The organism is Aquitalea sp. ASV11 (assembly GCF_016429185.1).
Lineage (GTDB): Bacteria > Pseudomonadota > Gammaproteobacteria > Burkholderiales > Chromobacteriaceae > Aquitalea > Aquitalea pelogenes.
On the sequence record NZ_JAELUD010000014.1, the window covers coordinates 19,571 to 40,247 of the forward strand.

Consider the following 20,677-nt stretch of genomic DNA (forward strand, 5'->3'; position numbering starts at 1 on the left):
GGGGTTAGCGTTTTTCCTCTAGATAGGGATCGGGATATCCTAACTTCGCGAGAATGACAGTTTCAAGCGTTTCCATGATTTCCGCTTCTTCGTCATCCTCGTGGTCAAAGCCTTGCAAGTGCAGCATGCCGTGTACCAGCAGGTGGGCATAATGGGCCATCAGGTCAATGCCTTGCTCGGCGGCTTCTTTTTCCACCACCTCGGTACACAGTACCAGGTCGCCAAACAAGGGCAGATCGGCAATGTTTTCGCCTTCATTCAGTGCGAACGACAGCACATTGGTGGCGTAGTCCTTGCCGCGGTAGGTGTTGTTGAGGCTGCGGCCTTCTTCGCTGCCAACCAGCAGGATGCTGACCTGGGCCTGTTGCACATCGGCCTGCAAGGCGGCCTGGCAGCAGCGGCGGATCAGTTTGGCATCGGGCAGCCGCTGTGCCTGGCTGCGGTCTTCCAGCGTCAGTTGCAGGCGGGCAGCCAGACGCAGCAGCGGGTTATTTCGCTTGGCTTGTTTCATCGTTTTTCAGTTGATAGTTATCGTAGGCATCGACGATTTTCTGCACCAGCGGGTGGCGCACCACGTCTTCGCTCTGGAAATGGTGAAAGTGGATGCCGCGCACGTGTCCCAGAATCTTCTCCACTTCAACCAGTCCGCTTTTCTGATGGCGTTGCAGGTCGATCTGCGTCACGTCACCGGTAATCACCGCGCGCGAGCCAAAGCCGATGCGGGTGAGGAACATCTTCATTTGCTCTGGCGTGGTGTTCTGTGCCTCGTCCAGAATGATGAAAGCATTGTTCAGCGTGCGGCCACGCATATAGGCCAGCGGTGCAATTTCAATCAGGTTTTTTTCGAACAGGCGGGTGACGCGGTCAAAACCCATCAGGTCGTACAGGGCGTCGTACAGCGGGCGCAGATAGGGGTCGACCTTTTGTGCCAGATCGCCGGGCAGGAAGCCCAGTTTTTCACCGGCTTCCACCGCCGGGCGCACCAGTACGATGCGCTTGATGGCATCGCGCTCCATGGCATCCACCGCGCAGGCCACGGCAAGGTAGGTTTTGCCGGTACCGGCCGGGCCGATGCCAAAGGTGATGTCGTGCTGGCTGATGGCCTTGATGTAACCACTCTGGCGCGGAGTACGGCCACGCAGGTCGCCACGGCGGGTCAGCAGCACCGGGGCGTCGGTATCGGCTGCATGATTGTGCTGGCGTGCTTCCACCAGTTCCAGCTGCACGTCGTCAATCGAGATGTCCTGCTTTTCTGCCAGCAGGTACAGGCGGGTCAGGCTGTAAACCGCGAGGTCGGCCTGCTCGCCACTGCATTTGAAGTGTTCGCCACGGCGCTGGATTTGCACATCCAGACCGGTTTCGATCTGCTTGAGGTTTTCATCCAGCGGGCCGCACAAGCGGGCCAGCCGTTCGTTATCGACCGGATTGAAACTGAGAGGAGTGGTATTCATGAGTCAGGGTCAGGTGTCAGTGGCTGAACAGCAGCGCCAGCCAGAAGCTGGCTTCCAGTACAAGCAAAACGCAGACCAGCAAGGTCAGCAACATGAACAGGCCGTTACGCAGCCCGGCCGAAGCCAGTTTGTCCAGCACGCACAGCAGGGCGGCATACAGCAAGGCGGTGGGAAGCAGTGCGGCCGGGCCGGTCAGCAGCAAGAGCGAACGGCTACCCCAGTTGCCATTGCTGCCGGGCTGGCCCACCAGCAGGCTGAGCGCCAGCAGGACGGGCAGGGCAATAAGGCTGTAGCGCACCACCCTGGCCGCATGGCGGCGCAGTGGTGGCGGCTGGTGGGCGCTGATGGTGTTGCTCATGCGCTTGGCCGGTCTTGCAGGATTTCCAGCCCGGCAACCGTCATGCTGGGGTGAAACTCGGTGATATCGTAGCGAGCCAGACCGGCCAGGGCGAAGGGGTCCTGCGCCAGCCGCTGTTGCAGCACATGGCGATCACCGCGCGCCAGAATGATGCCACCGGTGCGTGGTTCCTTGCGGCCGGAGGCCAGGAACAGACCGTCGGCATAGCATTGCTTCAACCACAGCACATGCTGTTCCAGCTGGGTGTCGATTTCCTCCAGCGGGGCGATATAACTGAGTGAAACGATGTACATGACAGGTCTGCGCCTTATGTGGGTTAGTGGTCTTCCTGCAGCAGGATTTCCCCTGCCAGCGAATGCGGACGCGCTTCGGTAATGACGACATCCACCATTTGCTTGAGCAGACGCGGGTGACCGACAAAGTTGACGACCCGGTTGTTGGCGGTACGGGCTGCCAGCATGTTCGGGTCCTTCTTGGAGATGTTTTCCACCAGCACGCGCTGCACGCTGCCCACCATGCTCTGGTTGATGGCAAAACCACGCGCCTCGATCACATCGTTCAGCGCTTCCAGACGGCGTACCTTTTCGGTATGCGGGGTGTCGTCGGTGAGATTGGCTGCGGGAGTGCCGGGGCGGGCGCTGTAGATAAACACATAGCTGAAGTCGAATTCCAGATCCTTGACCAGCTTCAGCGTCTGGGCGAAATCAGCTTCGGTTTCACCGGGGAAGCCGACGATGAAGTCCGATGACAGGCACAGGTCGGGTCGCAGTGCGCGCAGCTTGCGGATGATGGACTTGTATTCCAGAGCGGTATAGCCGCGCTTCATGGCGGTAAGGATGCGGTCGGAACCGCTTTGCACCGGCAGGTGCAGGTGCGATACCAGCTTGGGCAGCTTGCCGTAGCAGTCGATGATGCGCTGGGTGAATTCGCGCGGATGGCTGGTGGTAAAACGCAAGCGTTCCACACCCGGGATTTCGTGCACGTATTCCAGCAGCAGGGCGAAGTCGGCGATTTCGCCATCGGCCATCACGCCACGGTAGGCGTTGACGTTTTGCCCCAGCAGGGTGATTTCCTTCACGCCTTGCTGGGTGAGACCGGCAATTTCGGTCAGAACGTCTTCAAACGGACGGGAGACTTCTTCTCCGCGGGTATAAGGCACCACGCAGAAGGAGCAGTACTTGGAGCAGCCTTCCATGATGGACACAAAAGCCGCAGCGCCATCCACCTTGGCCGGGGGGATGTGGTCGAATTTCTCGATTTCCGGGAAGGAAATATCCACCTGCGCCGCACCGCTGTGCTGGCGGGCGCGAATCATGTCAGGCAGACGGTGCAAGGTTTGCGGGCCGAACACCACATCCACATAAGGTGCGCGCTTGACGATGGTGTCGCCTTCCTGGCTGGCCACGCAGCCGCCAACGCCAATGATCAGGTCGGGCCGGGCTTCTTTCAGCGGGCGGATGCGGCCCAGATCGGAGAACACTTTTTCCTGTGCCTTTTCCCGCACGCTACAGGTGTTGAACAGGATGACGTCGGCTTCTTCCGGATTGTCTGTCTTGATCATGCCTTCGGCATCGCCCAGAACGTCGACCATTTTGTCCGAGTCGTATTCGTTCATCTGGCAACCGAAGGTCTTGATGTATACCTTCTTCATTGCTTACAGGAATTCCAGCTGGTTCATGGGGGAGGGCGCCTTACTGCTGGCGCTGTTGCAATTGGGCGATTTCTTCATCGCTCAATACCCAGATGCGATTGATGTTGCCTTGCAAGTCCAGTGTGATGCCTACCGTTTTACCCACCAGCGTGGGTAATTGTCCGGACAGCACGAACAGGTTGTTGGCATCGTAGATGCGCAGCCCGGGCGCAGTGGTATAGCTCTGTCCGCTGGGAATCACCATGGCAACCAGCGTGTTCAGCAGCGAACTTTCGCTTTTGACGAAGGTGACGACATTGTTGTCCACACTGGAGAGCGTGCCGGCCACGATATTGGCGGGCAGCAGTCTGTTCACGGCCATGGCTGGCAGTGAGAACAGACAGAGCAAGAGGGCGGTGATGAGTGTTTTCATAATCAAATGAATGTGTTGCCGGGAGTTTAGCACAGCCGCAGCGCCGGCGCAGGGGACTTGTGCGGCCGGGTAATGGCAGCTGTGTCGGTATTGCAGTGCGGCATGAAAATGCGCAAAGCCGCATGGAATTTGGGCTTGATTAATTGTGCGCCGCAACTACAACCGCGCGGCAAATGGCACTGTGGCGGTGCAAATCCTGGCGCTGGCAAGGCATTACCGGCCTTGGCATGCACCACGGTGTGGTTTTTTTCTGTCGCCATGTAGTTGAAAACTTACATTTTTTGCGTTTTGCGCTTCCACCGACATGCGGGCTCTGCTATAAGTTCACCGCATTGCTGAGTACGTTTTAGCGTTTGATCAACAGCAGACCGTGCTTGCCATTCTGCCCGGCCCGGGCAGCGGGCATATCACACGGTTTGCCGCAAGAAAGACAAAACATGAGCCGCGTTTTGCTGATCGGTAGCATCAACATGGACCTGGTGGTGGAAGCAGACAGCTTTCCGCGTCAGGGTGAAACCCTGTTTGGTCGCCGCTTTGCCACCTATCCCGGTGGCAAGGGGGCCAATCAGGCCGTGGCGGCTGCCCGTCTGGGCGCCAATGTCAGCCTGATTGCCTGTGTCGGGCAGGATGCCTTTGGTGCGCAATTGCTCAGTGGCTTGCAGGCCGAAGGCGTGGACACCCGCTGGGTAGCGCAGGTCAGTGAAGCCACCGGCATGGCCAGCATCACCCTGGCTGGTGGTGACAATGCCATCATGGTGGTGCCCGGTGCCAACAATGCCGTGTCCCCCGCCCAGCTGGATGCCGCCGAAGCTGCCTTTGCCGAGGCCGATGTGGTGCTGGCCCAGCTGGAAGTGCCGCTGGCTACCGTCGAGCATGCTGCCATGCTGGCGGCGCGCCACGGCAAGCCCTTCATCCTGAACCCCGCTCCGGCCCAGCCGCTGCCTGCCACCTTGCTGCAACAGGTTTCCCTGTTGACGCCCAATGAATACGAGCTGGCGGTGGCAATGGGCAGCCAGCAGCCCTGGCAGCAACTGCTGGCCAGCCGTCCGGCGGGTATCGTGATGACACAGGGCAGCCTGGGTGCCAGCTATGCTGATGCCGACGGTGTGCTCCGGCAGGTGAATGGTTTTCCGGTGTTTGCCGTCGACAGCACAGGTGCCGGCGATACCTTCAATGGTGCGCTGGCGGCATTCTGGGCGTTGGGCCTGGCCGAGGCTGTGCGCCGTGCCAATGCCGCCGCCGCACTGTCGGTGACCAAGCAGGGCGCGCAAAGCGGCATGCCCACCCTGGCCGAGCTGCAACATTTTCTGGAACAACAAGCATGAAAAAGCTGGGACATCTGAATCGCGACATCGCGCGCGTGCTGGCCGGCATGGGCCATACCGACAGCCTGGTGATTGCCGACTGCGGCCTGCCGATTCCGGCTGGTGTGGAATGCATCGACCTTGCGCTGGCGCTGGGCGAGCCGGGCTTTGCCCGCGTGCTGGATACCGTGCTGGCGGATTTCCAGTGCGAGCGTGCCGTCTTTGCCGACGAATGCCGCAGCCACAATCCGGCTGTTGTCGAGCAGGCGGCCGCCCTGGCCGCGCAGGGCGTGGCACTGGAGTTTGTCAGCCATGAACAATTCAAACAGCGCTGCCAGGAGGCCAAGGTGATCATCCGTACCGGTGAATGTACGCCGTACGCCAATGTGATCTTGCACTCCGGCGTGATTTTCTGAGGGCCTGGTGATGAATGTTGTCATGCAGGGTATCAGCAAGGCCTTCGGCCCGGTCCGGGTGCTGGAAGAAGTGGACTTTGCCATTGCCGGTGGCGAAATCCACGCCTTGATGGGCGAGAACGGCGCCGGCAAATCCACGCTGATGAAAATACTCAGCGGGGTGTACCGCAGCGATGCCGGCAGCATCGTGATCGATGGCCAGACAGTGGACATCCGCTCCACCCGTCAGGCCGAAGCCTGCGGCATTGCCATCATCCATCAGGAACTGAACCTGATTCCGCAACTGTCGGTGATGGAAAACCTGTTCCTTGGTCGTGAACCGTCGCGCTTTGGCGTAATCGACAGCGCCCGCATGCGGCGCGAGGCACAGGCGCAGCTGGCGTCACTTGGGGCTGGCAATATCGACCCGGAAGCCGAAGCCGGCAACCTGTCCATCGGTCAGCAGCAGATGGTGGAAATTGCCAAGGCACTGGCCATGGATGCACGTCTCTTGATCATGGATGAGCCTACCGCCGCGCTGACCGAACGTGAGATCGACACCCTGTTCGGCCTGATGCAGGCGCTCAAGGCACGTGGTGTCGCCATTGTGTATGTGTCACACCGCATGGAAGAAATCTTCCGCATCTGCGACAAGATCAGCGTGTTGCGCGATGGCCGCTTTGTTGGCGAGCGGGTGATTGCCCACACCGGTTTTGATGAAGTGGTGCACATGATGGTGGGGCGCGAAATCGGCGACCGCTTTCCCCGCCGTACCGTACAGCCGGGGGCCGTGCGCCTGCAGGTGGATGGGCTGGCTGACGAGCACCATGTGCGCGACATCAGCTTTGCCGTCCGGGCCGGGGAAGTACTGGGCGTGGCCGGGCTGATGGGCGCTGGGCGCAGTGAAATCCTCAAGACCCTGTTTGGCCTGAACCGCCGCATGGCGGGCACGGTGTTGCTGGATGGCGAGGCGGTCAGCCTGCACAGCCCCGGTGCCGCCATTGCCGCCGGGCTGGCTTTCGTCACGGAAGACCGCAAGAGCCAGGGCCTGGTACTGGGCATGTCCTTGCGCGAAAACGCCACCCTGGTGCATCTGCCGCAGTACGCCCGCCTGGGTGTGGTGTCGGATGCGGCCGAGCAGCAGGCGGTGGCCGGCTTGATCGAGCAATTGCGTATCCGCACCCGCGACGCGGAACTGGAAGTGAAATCGCTGTCCGGTGGCAATCAGCAAAAAGTGGTGTTTGCCAAATGGCTGGCCCAGCCGCCCAAGGTGTTGTTGCTGGACGAACCCACCCGCGGGGTGGACGTGGGTGGCAAGGCCGAGATTTATCACATCATCAACCAACTGGCCGCAGCGGGTGTGGCCATCGTGATGGTGTCGTCGGAATTGCCGGAAGTCATGGCCATGAGCAACCGCATCCTGGTGATACACGAAGGCCGCCAGACCGGCCTGTTCGAGGCCGCCGAGGCCACCCAGGAAGGCATCATGGCTGCGGCCACCGGTACGGCGCACGCCGCCTGAACAAGAGCAAGGGAATAAATAATGACTCCAAAACAAAAAGCCACCCTGCAGAAGCTGGGGCCCTTCATCGCCCTGGTGCTGGTGTCGGTGGGGCTGGCCGTACTCAGCCCGGACTTCCTGACCGTGGCCAACCTGCTGAACGTGATGCGGCAGGTGTCCATCAATGCGCTGATTGCCTTTGGCATGACGCTGGTGATCCTGCTGGGCGGCATCGACCTGTCGGTGGGTTCCATTCTGGCGCTGTCCTCGGTGGGTATTGCCACGCTGATCCAGTCTGGCGTCAACCCGATGCTGGCCACCCTGCTGGGGGTGATCGGCGGTGGTGTGATGGGCCTGCTCAATGGCCTGGTGGTGAGCAAGGGCAAGGTGGCGCCGTTCATTGCCACCCTGGCCTCGATGACCATCCTGCGTGGCCTCGCACTGGTGGTGTCCGGCGGCAGCCCGATTACCGGCTTCAATAGTGATCTGTTCTCCATGCTGGGCGGTGGCTATGTGGCCGGGCTGGTGCCGATTCCGGTGGTGTGGATGCTGATCATGTTCGGCCTGTTTGCCTTCCTGCTGAAGAAAACCGTGTTCGGCCGCCATGTGTACGCCACCGGTGGCAATGAGGAAGCCGCCCGTCTGTCCGGCGTGAAGGTGGATCAGATCAAGCTGTGGGTCTATACCGTTTCCGGTGCCATGTCAGCCATGGCCGGGGTGGTGCTGACCTCGCGCCTGAATTCCGCCCAGCCCACCGCTGGCAGCGGCTACGAGCTGGATGCCATCGCCGCCGTGGTGCTGGGTGGTACCAGCCTGACCGGCGGCCGCGGCTGGATTTTCGGCACGCTGATGGGCGCGCTGCTGATTGGCGTGCTGAACAATGGCCTTAACCTGCTGGGCGTATCGTCCTTCTACCAGCAGGTGATCAAGGGTGTGGTCATCTTGCTGGCGGTGCTGATCGACCGCAGCGGCAAAAAGTAAACGCAGGGTTTGAATCAACAAAAGTCCTGTCCAGGGCTGTTTAACGCAACGTAGTCAATATCAGGGAGACTCACCATGAATCGCATTCTTCATCCGCTGCTGGCCAGCATGCTGGTGTTCGGCATTGCTGCCTGCTCCAAGCAAGGTCCGGACAGCGCCGCGCCGGCTGCCGCCAGTGCGCCTGCCGCTGCCGCCGATGGCAAGCTGACTGTCGGCCTGGCCGTATCCACCTTGAACAACCCCTTCTTTGTGTCGCTGCGCAAGGGCGCTGAAGACGAAGCCAAGAAAGACGGCGTCAACCTGATTACCGTGGATGCCCAGGACGACCCGGCCAAGCAGCAAGCCAGTGTGGAAGACCTGATCCAGAAAAAGGTGAACGTCATCCTGATCAACCCGACTGATTCCTCCGCCGTGGCCAATGTGGTGAAGGAAGCTACCGGCAAGGGCATCAAGGTGGTGTCACTGGACCGCAGCGTAAACGGTGCCGAAGTCAGTGCCCACATTGCTTCGGATAACGTGGCAGGCGGCAAGATGGCCGGTGAGTACCTGCTGGAAAAGCTGGGTGGCAAGGGTCGTATCGTCGAGCTGGAAGGCATTGCCGGCTCTTCTGCTGCACGTGAGCGTGGCGAAGGTTTCCACAAGGTGGTGGATGGCAAGGCTGATGTGAAACTGCTGGCCAAGCAACCGGCAGATTTCGACCGCGCCAAGGGCCTGTCGGTGATGGAAAACATCATCCAGGGCAACAAGGACATCCAGGGTGTGTTTGCCCACAACGACGAAATGGCACTGGGTGCACTCAAGGCCATTCAGGCTGCCGGTCTGAAAAACGTGGTGGTGGTGGGCTTTGATGCCACCGCTGACGCCGTTGCCGCCGTGAAGGCCGGTACGCTGGCCGCTACCGTGCAGCAACAACCGGAGCTGATCGGCCAGTATGGCATCCAGACTGCCAAGAAACTGGCAGCCGGCCAGAGCGTGGACAAGTTCATTCCGGTACCGCTGAACCTGATCAAGCAGTAAGCGGGAAGCCATGGCTGGTACAGGGTTTTCCTGTGCCAGCCCGCTTGTAATACAATCGCTACAAGCCAGCCAACCCCCGCTGCTGACAAGGCTGCGGGGGGTGTTGCTGCCGGTGACCAACCCCTTACAGAAAGTCTTGCGTGACTGCCTACAAGCGCCTCACCATCGATGACATTGCCAGCCTGGCCGGCGTATCCCGTACTACGGCCAGCATGGTGCTCAATGGCCATGCCGAGCGTTATCGCATTTCGCCAGCCACGGTGGAACGGGTGGAGAAAGTGGCACGCGAGCACCATTTCAACCCATCGCAATCGGCACGGTCATTGCGCAGCAAACGCAGCAACAGCATCGGACTGGTGATTCCCGACCTGACCAACTCGGCCCATGCCACGCTGGCGCAGGCCATGGAAAACCTGTGCCGCGAGCGCGACTACCAGCTGGTGCTGGTGACCAGTGACGAGGACCCGCAGCGCGAAGCCGAAGGCATCGCGCACCTGGTGGCCCGTCAGGTGGATGGCATGGCCGTGGTGCCTTGCAGCAGTGATGCCGCCCTGTATCAGAAATGGACCAGCCGTCTGCCGCTGGTGTTTGTCGACCGCCGCATCGATGGCAGTGGCATTCCGTCGGTGGTGACTGATGCCACCGATACCGTGGCCCGGCTGATTGGCAGCAAGCTGGCGCACGGTGTGCAGGAGGTAGTGTATTTCGGTGGTCAGCCCACGCTTTCTCCCAGCCGCGACCGGTTGGCAGGTTTCCGTCAGGCGCTGCAACAGCATGGCATGCAGGCCCCGGCAGAGTGGGTGGTGGAGCGCGATTTCCAGCGCGCTTCCGGTTTTGCCATGATGCAGCAGTGGTATGCCGCCACAGGGCGCTACCCGCAAGCCTTGTTCACCGCCTCCATTACCTTGCTTGAAGGGGTGTTGTCCTTCATGAGTCAGACCCACCATCTGCGCGAGGCTCCGTCCTGTCTGATGACGTTTGACGATCACCCCTTGCTCGACTGCCTGCCCATTCCGGTGGATGCCATCGTGCAGGATGGTCAGGGCATGGCAGAGCACTGCCTGGCGCAGATTTTCGCCCTGCTGGAAGGCCGCGCACCGTTACCGGCTGATAGGGCAGTTGCCGCACACATCATCCAGCGTTAGCCACGCCACCGTAGCAAGTGCCTTGTATTGCCGGACGATTTGCCGTTTTTTACCTGCACGCTTTGGTTTTTTTATTCGTACAGGCTGATGTTGAGCATGACAAGTGACGCTTACGGTACATCATGCTAATGTCAGCAAGCTGTCATTTATAACTGCAAGGTGCCTAGTGCCTGTTAGACTTCCTGCCATTTTGCGGCTGGCTGTGGTGTATGCCCTGATCGGCATCCCCTCGCTGTATAGCGCCATTCCGCCTGGCTATACCGCACCTGTCTTTCCTGCTGCCGGCCTGGCCCTGATGTCCTTGCTGCTGTGGGGGCGATCCTTGTGGCCCGGCGTGCTGCTGGGCTCCTTGCTGGTGCAAGTGGCGGCGGCTTGGCAGACCGGCGTGCAGGGCTGGGGGTTTCTGTCCCTGCTGATTGTGCCGGTAGCCGCAACCTTGCAGGCGCTGGCAGGGCGCTGGCTCATCACCCGTACCATAGGCTGGCCCAACCGTCTGGATAATGCCGCCAGCGTGATCCGCCTGATGTTGCTGGTGATTCCGCTTTCCTGCCTGGCATGCAGTGGCATCAGCGTGCCCTTGCTGGCCATGCTGGGCGTGCTGCCCCGTACCGATACCCTGTTCAACGCCTGGAACTGGTGGCTGGGCGATACCTTTGGCTGCCTGATCATGCTGCCCTTGATGCTGGCGCGTTTTGGCCGGCCGCGCAGTGAATGGCAGGCGCGCAGCCGTGCCTTGCTGTGGCCCATGCTGCTGACGGCGCTCACCATGGCTAGCCTCAGCGTGCTGATTCACCATTGGGAAGCACTGCGGGTGCAAAGCCAGTTCAACCGCGATGCCAACCAGATCGAACTGGCCCTGCGCAAGCGTCTGGAGATGCAGCTGGACGTGATGCTGGCACTCAAGCAATTGCAAAGCAGCGCCCCGGTATCCTCGACCGAGCAATGGGCAGAGCTGACTTCGCCCTGGCTGGGGCGCTTGCCCGGTACGCAAAGCCTGGGCTGGAGTCCGCTGGTGAATGATGCCGAGCGCAAGGCTTTCGAGCGGGATGTGCTGGGCGGACGTGCCATCCAGGCGCGGGATCCGGCGGGAAACATCCAGCCTTCGCCCCAGCGGCCATCCTACCTCCCCATCCGTTTCAACGAACCGCTGCAGCGCAATCTGCGCGCCCAGGGCCTGGATATCCTGTCCTCACCCATACTGGCCAGCACCATTCGCCGCAGCATGCAAAGCGGTCAGGCGGAAGCCAGTCCGGCCATCCGCCTGGTGCAGGAAGTGGGCAAGCAAAAAGCCATTGCCCTCTACCAGGCGGTGTATGCCCCGGCCGATGCCATGCAGCACCAGGTACTGCGCGGGGTGATTTCCAGCCTGTTCCGCATGGACGACATTGTGCAAACCACGCTGCAGCTCGATGTGCGACATGATATTGAAGTCTGCCTGATCGACATCGACGGCATGCCGGGTTTCCACCGTTTGTCCGGCCCGCAAAACTGCGGCAAGGGTGGCTGGTTCGGTCAGCGGCCTCATCTGGAAAGCCGCTTTGTCTTTGCCGGGCGCAACTGGGCCTTGCGCCTGCGTGCCAGCGAAGAATACCTGGACGGGCTACGCAGCTGGCTGGAGTGGATCACCTTTGTGGTGGGCCTGGCCATGACCGGCCTGTTTGGCGGTTTCTTGCTGATTGTCACCGGTTATACCCGGCGGATGGAGGGCGAGGTGCAGCAGCGCACCGCCGAGCTGGCCGATGCCAACCAGCAGTTGCAAGTGCAGCTGGATGCCACCCGCAAGGCCGAGGCCAATGTCAGCTATCTGGCCTTGCATGACAGCCTGACCGGCCTGCCCAACCGGCCGTGCTGGCTCAGCATGACACGCCGCGAGCTGGACGCCGCCGGCCAGCAAGGTCAACTGGCGGTGCTGTTCCTGGACATGGACGAATTCAAGACAGTGAATGACAGCCTGGGCCATCCGGTGGGGGATCAGCTGCTGGTCAGCATTGCGCGCCGTTTGCAACAACCGCTGCCGCCAGAGGCCATGCTGGCCCGTTTGGGCGGGGACGAATTTGTCATCCTGATGCCCTATACGCATCAGTCGCAGCTGGAGGCGCTGGGCAGTGCGCTGCTGGCTCTGTTTGATCAGGCCGTGCTGGTGGATGCACATGAACTGCGCTGCACCGTGAGTATCGGCGTGGCGCTGTACCCGCAGGATGGGCAGGACCCTGACACCCTGCTACGCCACGCAGACATGGCCATGTATGCGGCCAAGGAAGCCGGGCGCGATACCCTGCGTTATTACACGCCGGAAATGAATGTGCTGGTGCTTGAACGTCTGACACTGGAGCGCGATTTGCGCCGGGCGCTGCAAGACGAACCGGGCCAGCTGGTGTTGTACTACCAGCCGCAGATTGATGCCGTCAGCGGCCAGTGCATAGGCTGCGAAGCGCTGGTGCGCTGGCTGCATCCGGTACGTGGTTTCATGCCGCCGGGCGAATTCATTCCGCTGGCCGAGCGCTCTGGCCTGATTGTCGAGCTGGGACGCTGGGTGCTGGCCCAGGCCTGTGCCGAACAGGCCAGCTGGCGCGCGCATGGCCTGCAACTGCCGGTTTCGGTCAATATCTCCCCGGTGCAGCTGGAGCGCAGCGACCTGCAACCGTATGTGCAAGGCCTGATGCAGCGTTACGGGCTGAAGGACGGTGCGCTGGAACTGGAATTGACCGAAGGTGCGCTGATGCATGAAGAAAGCCACCATCTGGACGTATTCCATGCACTGGTGGCCCTGGGTTGCCGCTTTGCGCTGGACGACTTTGGCACCGGCTATTCCTCGCTGTCCCGCCTGCGCCGTTTCCCCATCAGCCGGCTCAAGATAGACCGCAGCTTTGTCCGCACCTTGCCCGGCACTACTGATGATGAAGCCGTGGTACGTGCCACCTTGTCGATGGCACGCGACATGGGCATGGATGTGGTGGCCGAAGGCGTGGAAACACAGGCGCAAAGCGAGCGCCTGCTGGCGCTGGGATGTCGCGTGATGCAAGGCTTCCATTTTGCCCGCCCCATGCCGGCCGCCCAGTTGCTGGAGTATGTGCAAAGCCTGCAGCAGCCGGTCGACCCGCACTGAGTTTGTCCTCGCGCAAGACAAGAGTCTGACGCTGCACGGGCGGGCAGGCCGTGTCCGGCTGCCATAAAATGGCCGACATGACTGTTGGCAGGTTTCAGGAGAAATACTGGTGAAAATTGCGCCCATCGCCGCCTTGCAACTGATGCACGCCCAGCATCATGCCACGCTGGCCACCCACTCCGCTCAGCTGGCCGGTTATCCCTATGCCACGGTGCTGCCTTATGTACTGGATGAACAGCACCGCCCGCTGCTGCTGATCAGCGCGCTGGCCGAACACACGCGCAATCTGCTGGCCGATGGACGTTGCAGCCTGGCGGTACTGCAAAAGGGTGCCGAGGATGTGCAGGCGGAAGCCAGACTGACCTTGCTGGCCGATGCGCAGCGCATCGAGGCGGATGACTTGTTGCTACAGCGCTTTTTGCGCTACCAGCCGCAGGCAGAGGACTTGCTGCAACTGGATTTCATGTTCTTCCGCCTGCTGCCGCAGCGCCTGCGCTATATCGGTGGCGTGGGGCGCATGGGTTGGCTGGAGGCGGAGGAATTGAACCCGGATGTGCTGCCGCTGGCACAGGAGGCCGCACTGTTACAGCAGGCCCGGGTGCCGGAGAGCATCACCCTGCTGGGGCTGGATGCTTACGGCGTGGATTACCGGCGCCAGAGCGGCGCCGGGCATGAGCGTCACAACTGGCCAGAGGCCATCAGCCAGCCGGCTGCACTGGCCGCTGCCTTGGACTCCGCGCTGGATACCCTGGCCACTCAGTAAGTTAGAAGGACTCCATCGGCAGCAGGTAGCGCCATTGCCCGGCGGGAAGGTCGCCGATGCCCAGTTTGCCAATGCGGATGCAGCGCAGCGCCAGCGGCTGCAAACCCAGTGCCTGGCAGATGGCCATGGGCTGACCGGGCTGCACGGCTGACAGCACCATGCGTAGCTGGCGGTCACTCTGACGGCTGATCTTCAAACCGCGTGGCGGCTTGCCCGGCAGTTGCAAGGCTTGCAACTGTTGTTTCAGCAGCTCGGCCGCCGGGGCGGCTTCCAGCTGGATCAGGTATTCCTGTTCGGCATCCGCCAGTTTGCGTGCCAGTTTCTTGTCCAGGGTGAGTGCCACCAGCCCATGACTGTCCTGGTCCAGCGCACCGGCTTGTTGCAAGGCTTTCAGATGGCGCGGATTGAAGCTGACTTCGCTGTTGTCCCGGGCATGGCGTTGCTGCGGGGTAATCAGCCCGGCCAGAGGCAAGCGGCTATCGGGCGCGCGATGCAGCAGCAGGCTGATGCTCAACCCGTCCAGGCTCATGCGTGGGGCATCCAGTTCGATGCGCTGCTGCGGGCTTACCCGGCTGCCCAGTTGCTGAACGACCTGACCATCCACCCGCACTCGGCCTTGCTCGATAAAGGCATCGGCTTCGCGACGCGAGCACAGCCCCAGTTCCACCATGCGTTTGGACAGACGCAGTTGCTCATCACTCATCTTGCAGATTCTCCGCTCGGGTTGACCCAGGGTTGGGGCTGGCGATTATCCGCTCCCGCTGGCGGGCTGGCAAATCATGGCAAGCCGGTCACTGCATGCTGGCCACCGGCAGGGCTGCTGCCATGGCACCATCCATGTCCCCGGCAGCAATGGCCAGAATCTCCGGGTCGATGCGCCCGTGCGCGGCAAAGTCCTGCAAGGTGGCCAGCACCTGTGCGGCGCTCAGGCCGGTGCGGTAGGGGCGGTCCTGCGCCAGAGCCTGGAAAATGTCTGCCACCCGCAGGATGCGGGCTTCCAGACTCATGCTGGCTGCACTCAGGTGGAAGGGGTAGCCATGGCCATCGGGTTCTTCGTGGTGATACGCCGCCCAGCAGGCAATTTCCTCGAAGCCGCTGATATGGCGCAGGATCTGGTAGGTTTCAAAGCTGTGGGCATTGATCAGGCTGCGCTCATGGGCATCCAGCCCGCCGGGCTTGTCCAGGACCTCGTCGGGCACCCGCAGTTTGCCAAGGTCATGCAGCAGCGCGGCAATTTCCAGTTGGTCGCAGCGGCCGGGTGACAGCCCGGCGCGTTCGGCCAGCCAGCGCGACAGCCCGGCCACCCCCTGCGAGTGACGTGCGGTGAACGGGCTCTTGGCATCCACGATGCGGGAAAACAGCGTGGCCAGTTGCTTGAGCTGGGTAGTGGTGGCAGTGCAGGGGTGACGCTCGCCACGCCGGTCGTACAGCATGCCGGCAATGCCGCGCGGCTCCAGTTGCAGCCAGAAGGCTTCCGCGCGGGACGCCTGCAAGAAGGCATCCACCAGTTGCGGGGCAAAATGGCTGCCGCGATAACTGGCAATGCGCTCGCGGATGGCTCCGGTATGCATCAGCAATTCACCACCCTGGTAGTAGGCCGCAGCCATGGCGTCCACCCGGTCTACCAGATAAATCAGGTTGGCCTGTTCTGCCACCTCAAGCGGCACATCCAGTGTGCTCAAGGTATTCCAAGGCGTGTGGTGGTAGCGCACCGGTTCCACCATGGCCGAGAGCGGGGCAAAGCCTGCCAGCAAGCTGGCGCCATCCTGGCAGTGCTGCTGCGAGCCGGCCCAGTCGAATTCGCTGACCAGATGCTGATGGGTGCGGGTGGACGATACGCCGATATCGTGCAGCAGGCCCAGGTCGAACAGGAAGTCCGCCTTCTGGCGGCTGCGCTGCAACACCAGTGCGCAATTCCACGCCATGATGCCCACCCGTTTGCCGTGTGCCACATCATCAATCCCCACCAGGTCCAGTGCATCGGACAGGGCATGGATGACTTCACGCAAATCGACATGGATGCTGTCGTCGCAGGCGAGGGGAAGGACGGGAGCGGACATGGGGGCACTTTCGCAAGACGGGAAACATGGCAGCCAGATGGCATGCCATGTGTTCAATCTAATGCAAGATTACCCGGCCCGAAACCTGCTTTTCTGCGCTGGATCAGGCTTACAGGCGATAGGCCGCCACAATCTCCTGCATGCGGCGGGCGGTGGCATCCAGCGCCAGCGCCGAGCCGGAGGCTGCCGAAGCATTGCCGTTGGCTTGCTGTGCCATCTGGGCGATATGGTCTACCTGCACCGCAATTTCGGTACTGGCACTGGCCTGCTCGCGGATGGCGGTGGTGATGCTGCCCACCAGTTGCACCAGTTCCTGAGTGGTATGGGCAATGCGCTCGATGGCGTCTTGCGCGGCATCGGCCCGCTGCAGGCCGGTTTCCACCCGGGTTTCGGTGGCGGCCATGGCCTTGCCGGTGTCTTCGTTGCTGCCGGCAATGGCGTTGATGACGGTGTTGATCTGGTTGGTCATGCTGCTGGTGCGCTCGGCCAGCTTGCGCACTTCGTCGGCCACCACGGCAAAGCCGCGGCCTTGCTCTCCGGCGCGGGCAGCCTCGATGGCAGCGTTCAGTGCCAACAGATTGGTCTGATCGGCCACGTCCTTGATGACCGAAACCGCAGCGACAATGGAGCGTGCCTGCTCGCCCAGCTGGCGCACGCTGCTGGAGGCGGTACCCACCGTATCGGCAATGTCGCGGATGTCGCTCACCGTGCTGCTGACCACCGCGCCACCGGTATTGGCCAGCGCACCGGTCTGCAGGGCTTGTTCGTTGGTGGCGGCCGCCTGCATGCCCACGTGATTGATGCTCACCGTCAGCTGCTGCACGGTTGCCGCCACGCTGGCGGAAATTTCGCTCTGGCGCGCAACGGTGTCTGCAACTTCTCCGGCCGAGGATGCGAGCCCTGCCGAAGCCTGGGTCAGCTGGCTGATCTGCCCGCTCAAGGCTTGCAGGCTGTCATGCAGTTTGCCAATCAGCCCGTTGAAGGCGCTGGCGGTGGCACCCAGTTCATCCTGACTGTTTTGCGGTGCGCGGCGGGTGAAGTCCAGCGATTCGGCAATGCCGGTAATGGCACTTTGCAGGCCTTGAATGGCACGGGACAGGGAGCGGGTGAGCGACCAGCTCATGCTGCCCACCACCAGCAGGCACAGCACCACGGTGGCCAGGCTCAGCCACTGCACAAAGTGCAGCAGGCCAGTGGCCTGTTCCGCCTGATTTGCCGCTTGCCGGTAATTGGCTTGCAGGTGGGCGTCCCCCGCTGCCAGCACGGCACGGGCGCTCGGCACCACCTGGCGCAGCGCCGACTTGGCCGCGACGATGTCACCTGATTCGGTGGCTTCCAGATAGGGCTTCAGTGCCTTGGCATAGTCGTCCAGCCGTGCCTGATCTTGCTGCAGCAGGCTTTGTGCCTGGCTATCTTGCGCTTGTGCCCGGTAGGTGCGCAGCGCGCTGCGGGCATCCTGTTCGGCATCACTGATGGCCTTGGGCAGTTGCTGCAATTCGTTGGCATTGTCGGTGGCACCCAGCAGCAGGGCGTTCACCGTCATTTTCAGCGTGTCGGTCTGAAAACGCTGCAAGGTTTGCAAGCTGGGCAGATCGCCCGTCACCAGATGCCGGATGAACTGGCCAAGACTGAACTGGGTGTAAACCATTACCCCGCCTTGCACGCAAAGACCGAGCGTGGTGACAAGGGCCAGCATGGTAAGCCTGGACTTGATTTGCATGATGCCTTCCTGTGGACATGCTCAACGATTGCCGTCTGCCTGCAGGCAGCGGCCCCCCTCTCCGGCTGATGGGCAGCAGAGATGATATTTGATCTTTTCTGATTTTTTCTGTGGGGGATATTCGCCAGGTTGCCGGCAGCATTACATGCCAAGTCAGCCGGCTTTGTTTATTTTTATAAAGGTTATGGCCACGTTCAGGGTGTGACGAGCCGCACCATGCCAGCCGCAGGGTGAGGGCAGGCGCAGTAGTTATGCCTATATTTGATCAAAAGCACAAGTATTTTGCTGGTAAATGGACAAACTATTCCAATGGAATTGGTGTGCATGGCGTAGCAGCCTGCTGACAAGCAGTGTGCCAGGCGGCAAGCAAGGGGTGAGTGGCAACGCAGAAGGGTATGGGAGGGGCAAAACAAAAGGCCAACTCCTGAGAGTTGGCCTTTTGCTGAAACTGGTGGCGAATCAGGGACTCGAACCCCGGACCTGCGGATTATGATTCCGTCGCTCTAACCGACTGAGCTAATTCGCCGTGAAGCCTGACAAGTCAAACTTCGCAAACTGTGGTGGCGAATCAGGGACTCGAACCCCGGACCTGCGGATTATGATTCCGTCGCTCTAACCGACTGAGCTAATTCGCCACGTTTCTCGATGCGCTTGCACCGAGACGCGAACTATACGCAGCGTTTTTTCGGCTGTCAACCACATTTGCAGACAAATCGTCCAGCCGTCCGGCTTACAGTGTGTGGCAGCGGTCGCCCTGTACAAAGCCTTGCCAGTCGATGCTGACGCCACGGCCAAAACCGATCACCTTGAACAGCTCGCCCATCTCCTGCATGGACAGCAGTTTTTGCACCATGGCCACCACCGGCAGATAGCTGGCGCTATCGTCGGCGTCCAGTTCGCCCAATAGCTGGGTGATGCCGGCATTGATCAGGAACTGCGCCTGCGTGGTGTAGCCGATGAGGTCCAGCCCGGCATCGATGCCGGACTGGGCAATGGCGGTGAAATCCACGTGGCAGGTAAGGTCCATCAGGCCGGGCAGGAAGAAGGGGTCATCCACCGTGTGATGACGGTAATGGCCGATCAAGGTGCCCATATGCCGTTGTGGATGGTAGAACTCGCTTGCCGGATAGCCATAGTCCACCAGCAGGATGGCACCACGCACCAGGTGCCGCGCCAGGGTATGGATGAAGGCGGTGTTGCTCAGGCTTAGCTCGCTGATATAGCCCGCCTGGTGAATGTTCAGTGCCGCAGCCTGCCGTTGCAGTGCCGGGTCCTGGATCGGGCGGTCCTGCCAGACGAAGTTGTCGCCATCCAGCGCCACCCCGCGTTGCAGTGGTTCCGGAGTCCAGTGCAGCAGCTCGCAGGGCATGGCATCCAGCACTTCATTGCCGATCACCACGCCGTCCAGCTGCTCCGGCAGCACGCTCAGCCATTGCAGCCGGTCGACCAGATGGGGCAGGGCGCTGCGAATGGCCGTTTGCTGGCGTTCGATCAGGTCGGCCGACAGGTCGATGATGATGTAATGCTCAGGCAGGCAGTCCAGCTTTTCCAGTTCGGTCAGGATATCAATGGCCAGCTTGCCGGTGCCGGCACCGAATTCGTACACCGTGCCAGCGGTTTGCGGCAGCAGTTCGGCAATCTGCCGGGCCAGGGTTCGGCCAAAATAGGCCGACATTTCCGGCGCGGTGGTAAAGTCACCGGCGCTGCCCAGCTTGTGGCTGCCGGCCGAGTAATAACCCAGGCCCGGTGCGTACAGCGCCAGCTCCATGTAACGGGAAAAGGGTATCCAGCCACCGGCCTGGCTGATGGCCTGACGGATATGGGCGCACAGCGCCTGGCTGGTGGCAAGCGCCTCGGCGCTGGGGGCGGGTAGGGTGGTCATGACGTGCATCCTGCTACAATGTGCGGCGATTGTGGTCGAAAGCGGCGCAGGGGTGAAGAGGCACTGCGCATTTTGTTGTCGGCGCAGCCAGCAAATACAGCGCTGCAAGGCAGGCAGGAAAGGCTGAACAGGATATGAAGCAACAGCAAGAGCGCTTGATGCAAGTGAATGAACAGCGTGTGGTACTGATTACCGGTGGTGCGCGCCGGGTAGGGGCTGGTATTGCCCGGCTGCTGCATGCGCGCGGGGTGCGGCTGGTGTTGCATTACCGTGGTTCGCAAGCGGATGCCGAAGCCTTGGCCGCCGAGCTGAATGCACAGCGAGCGGAATCGGTTGTACTGCTGCAGGCCGATTTGCTGGACATGCAGGCGGTGCGCCAGCTGGCAGCACAGGCCATTGCCGCGTTCGGGCGGCTGGATGGACTGGTCAACAATGCCTCCAGTTTTTTCCCTACCGAAATCGGCCAGATCGACGAGTCGGCCTGGCACGACCTGATGGGCAGCAACCTCAAGGCCCCGCTGTTTCTCAGTCAGGCGGTGGCACCGGCCTTGCGCCGTAACGGCGGTGCCATTGTCGGCATCTCAGACATCCACGTGGACCGGCCGATGAAGCGCCATGTGGTGTACAACCTGGCCAAGGCCGGGCATGCCCAGCTGATTCGCAGTCTGGCGCTGGAGCTGGCACCGGATGTGCGGGTGAATGGCGTGGCACCGGGGGTGAACCTGTGGCCGGAAGGCGAGGCGTCTTTCGACGCGGCAGAGCGCGCGGCAATAGAAGCCACCATTCCCTTGCAGCGTACCGGCCAGCCGGATGACATTGCCCGTGCGGTAGCCTTTTTGCTGCTGGATGCCAGCTATGTCACCGGTCAGATTCTGGCGGTGGATGGCGGACGCGGCATCGTGTTGTAGGGCTTGGGGCGGTTTGCCGGGAA

Annotated in this window: 19 protein-coding genes and 2 tRNA genes; 9 read left to right on the top strand and 12 right to left on the bottom strand. The window is 61.4% G+C overall.

Features of this window, described 5'->3' with window-relative positions; translation table 11 throughout:
- Window positions 1-4 precede the first annotated feature (4 nt).
- The 6 genes from ybeY to JHD62_RS06900 are packed head-to-tail and all read right to left on the bottom strand — an operon-like array spanning window position 5 to window position 3,872.
- Entirely contained in the window at window positions 5-511 is a 507-nt protein-coding gene (ybeY, locus tag JHD62_RS06875) for an rRNA maturation RNase YbeY (protein ID WP_199102277.1), read from the bottom strand.
- Complete coding sequence (locus JHD62_RS06880) at window positions 489-1,451, bottom strand: PhoH family protein (protein WP_199102278.1); 963 nt, start codon at window positions 1,449-1,451, stop codon at window positions 489-491. The genes ybeY and JHD62_RS06880 overlap by 23 nt, the downstream gene beginning before the upstream one ends.
- Window positions 1,452-1,467: 16 nt before the next feature.
- Entirely contained in the window at window positions 1,468-1,809 is a 342-nt protein-coding gene (locus JHD62_RS06885) for a hypothetical protein (protein ID WP_199102279.1), read from the bottom strand.
- Window positions 1,806-2,102 carry a YciI family protein gene (locus JHD62_RS06890; protein ID WP_199102280.1) on the bottom strand — a complete coding sequence of 99 codons (297 nt, stop codon included), beginning with the start codon at window positions 2,100-2,102 and terminating at the stop codon, window positions 1,806-1,808. Before JHD62_RS06890 ends, JHD62_RS06885 begins: the two co-directional genes overlap by 4 nt.
- A 23-nt stretch (window positions 2,103-2,125) precedes the next feature.
- A complete protein-coding gene (gene miaB, locus JHD62_RS06895; RefSeq protein ID WP_199102281.1) occupies window positions 2,126-3,460 on the bottom strand; it encodes a tRNA (N6-isopentenyl adenosine(37)-C2)-methylthiotransferase MiaB in 1,335 nt (444 codons plus the stop codon).
- Window positions 3,461-3,500: 40 nt separating this feature from the next.
- Window positions 3,501-3,872, bottom strand: coding sequence for a hypothetical protein (locus JHD62_RS06900; protein ID WP_199102282.1), 372 nt, complete (start codon window positions 3,870-3,872; stop codon window positions 3,501-3,503).
- 437 nt (window positions 3,873-4,309) lie between these two features.
- Here JHD62_RS06900 and rbsK point away from each other — a divergent pair, with 437 nt between their 5' ends.
- The 8 genes from rbsK to JHD62_RS06940 all read left to right on the top strand — a co-directional run bounded on the left by rbsK (window position 4,310) and on the right by JHD62_RS06940 (window position 14,084).
- On the top strand, window positions 4,310-5,197 hold the full coding sequence (gene rbsK, locus JHD62_RS06905) for a ribokinase (protein ID WP_199102283.1): 888 nt from the start codon (window positions 4,310-4,312) through the stop codon (window positions 5,195-5,197).
- Window positions 5,194-5,592, top strand: a complete 399-nt coding sequence (gene rbsD, locus JHD62_RS06910) for a D-ribose pyranase (protein ID WP_199102284.1) — start codon at window positions 5,194-5,196, stop codon at window positions 5,590-5,592. Before rbsK ends, rbsD begins: the two co-directional genes overlap by 4 nt.
- A 22-nt stretch (window positions 5,593-5,614) precedes the next feature.
- Entirely contained in the window at window positions 5,615-7,093 is a 1,479-nt protein-coding gene (locus tag JHD62_RS06915; RefSeq protein WP_304506239.1) for a sugar ABC transporter ATP-binding protein, read from the top strand.
- 21 nt (window positions 7,094-7,114) lie between these two features.
- Window positions 7,115-8,053 carry an ABC transporter permease gene (locus JHD62_RS06920; RefSeq protein WP_045846901.1) on the top strand — a complete coding sequence of 313 codons (939 nt, stop codon included), beginning with the start codon at window positions 7,115-7,117 and terminating at the stop codon, window positions 8,051-8,053.
- Window positions 8,054-8,128: 75 nt separating this feature from the next.
- A complete protein-coding gene (gene rbsB, locus JHD62_RS06925) occupies window positions 8,129-9,070 on the top strand; it encodes a ribose ABC transporter substrate-binding protein RbsB (protein WP_045846902.1) in 942 nt (313 codons plus the stop codon).
- A 140-nt stretch (window positions 9,071-9,210) separates the two neighbouring features.
- Window positions 9,211-10,215, top strand: a complete 1,005-nt coding sequence (locus JHD62_RS06930; RefSeq protein ID WP_199102286.1) for a LacI family DNA-binding transcriptional regulator — start codon at window positions 9,211-9,213, stop codon at window positions 10,213-10,215.
- Window positions 10,216-10,381: 166 nt separating this feature from the next.
- Window positions 10,382-13,321: an EAL domain-containing protein gene (locus JHD62_RS06935; RefSeq protein WP_199102287.1), complete on the top strand. Its 2,940-nt coding sequence runs from the start codon at window positions 10,382-10,384 to the stop codon at window positions 13,319-13,321.
- Window positions 13,322-13,430: 109 nt separating this feature from the next.
- Window positions 13,431-14,084, top strand: coding sequence for a pyridoxamine 5'-phosphate oxidase family protein (locus tag JHD62_RS06940; protein WP_199102288.1), 654 nt, complete (start codon window positions 13,431-13,433; stop codon window positions 14,082-14,084).
- A 1-nt stretch (window position 14,085) separates the two neighbouring features.
- Here the strand turns inward: JHD62_RS06940 and JHD62_RS06945 are convergent, their stop codons facing one another.
- The 6 genes from JHD62_RS06945 to JHD62_RS06970 form a co-directional block, all read right to left on the bottom strand.
- On the bottom strand, window positions 14,086-14,787 hold the full coding sequence (locus tag JHD62_RS06945; RefSeq protein WP_199102289.1) for a S4 domain-containing protein: 702 nt from the start codon (window positions 14,785-14,787) through the stop codon (window positions 14,086-14,088).
- Between the two features lie 88 nt (window positions 14,788-14,875).
- Entirely contained in the window at window positions 14,876-16,144 is a 1,269-nt protein-coding gene (locus tag JHD62_RS06950) for an HD-GYP domain-containing protein (RefSeq protein WP_199102290.1), read from the bottom strand.
- Between the two features lie 109 nt (window positions 16,145-16,253).
- Entirely contained in the window at window positions 16,254-17,864 is a 1,611-nt protein-coding gene (locus tag JHD62_RS06955) for a methyl-accepting chemotaxis protein (protein ID WP_199102291.1), read from the bottom strand.
- Between the two features lie 449 nt (window positions 17,865-18,313).
- Window positions 18,314-18,390 (bottom strand) — tRNA-Met (locus tag JHD62_RS06960).
- Window positions 18,391-18,422: 32 nt separating this feature from the next.
- Window positions 18,423-18,499 (bottom strand) — tRNA-Met (locus JHD62_RS06965).
- 95 nt (window positions 18,500-18,594) lie between these two features.
- Window positions 18,595-19,746, bottom strand: coding sequence for a class I SAM-dependent methyltransferase (locus JHD62_RS06970; protein WP_199102292.1), 1,152 nt, complete (start codon window positions 19,744-19,746; stop codon window positions 18,595-18,597).
- Between the two features lie 134 nt (window positions 19,747-19,880).
- Between JHD62_RS06970 and JHD62_RS06975 the strand changes: the two genes are divergently transcribed.
- A complete protein-coding gene (locus JHD62_RS06975) occupies window positions 19,881-20,654 on the top strand; it encodes a pteridine reductase (protein ID WP_082086442.1) in 774 nt (257 codons plus the stop codon).
- The last annotated feature ends 23 nt before the right edge of the window (window positions 20,655-20,677 follow it).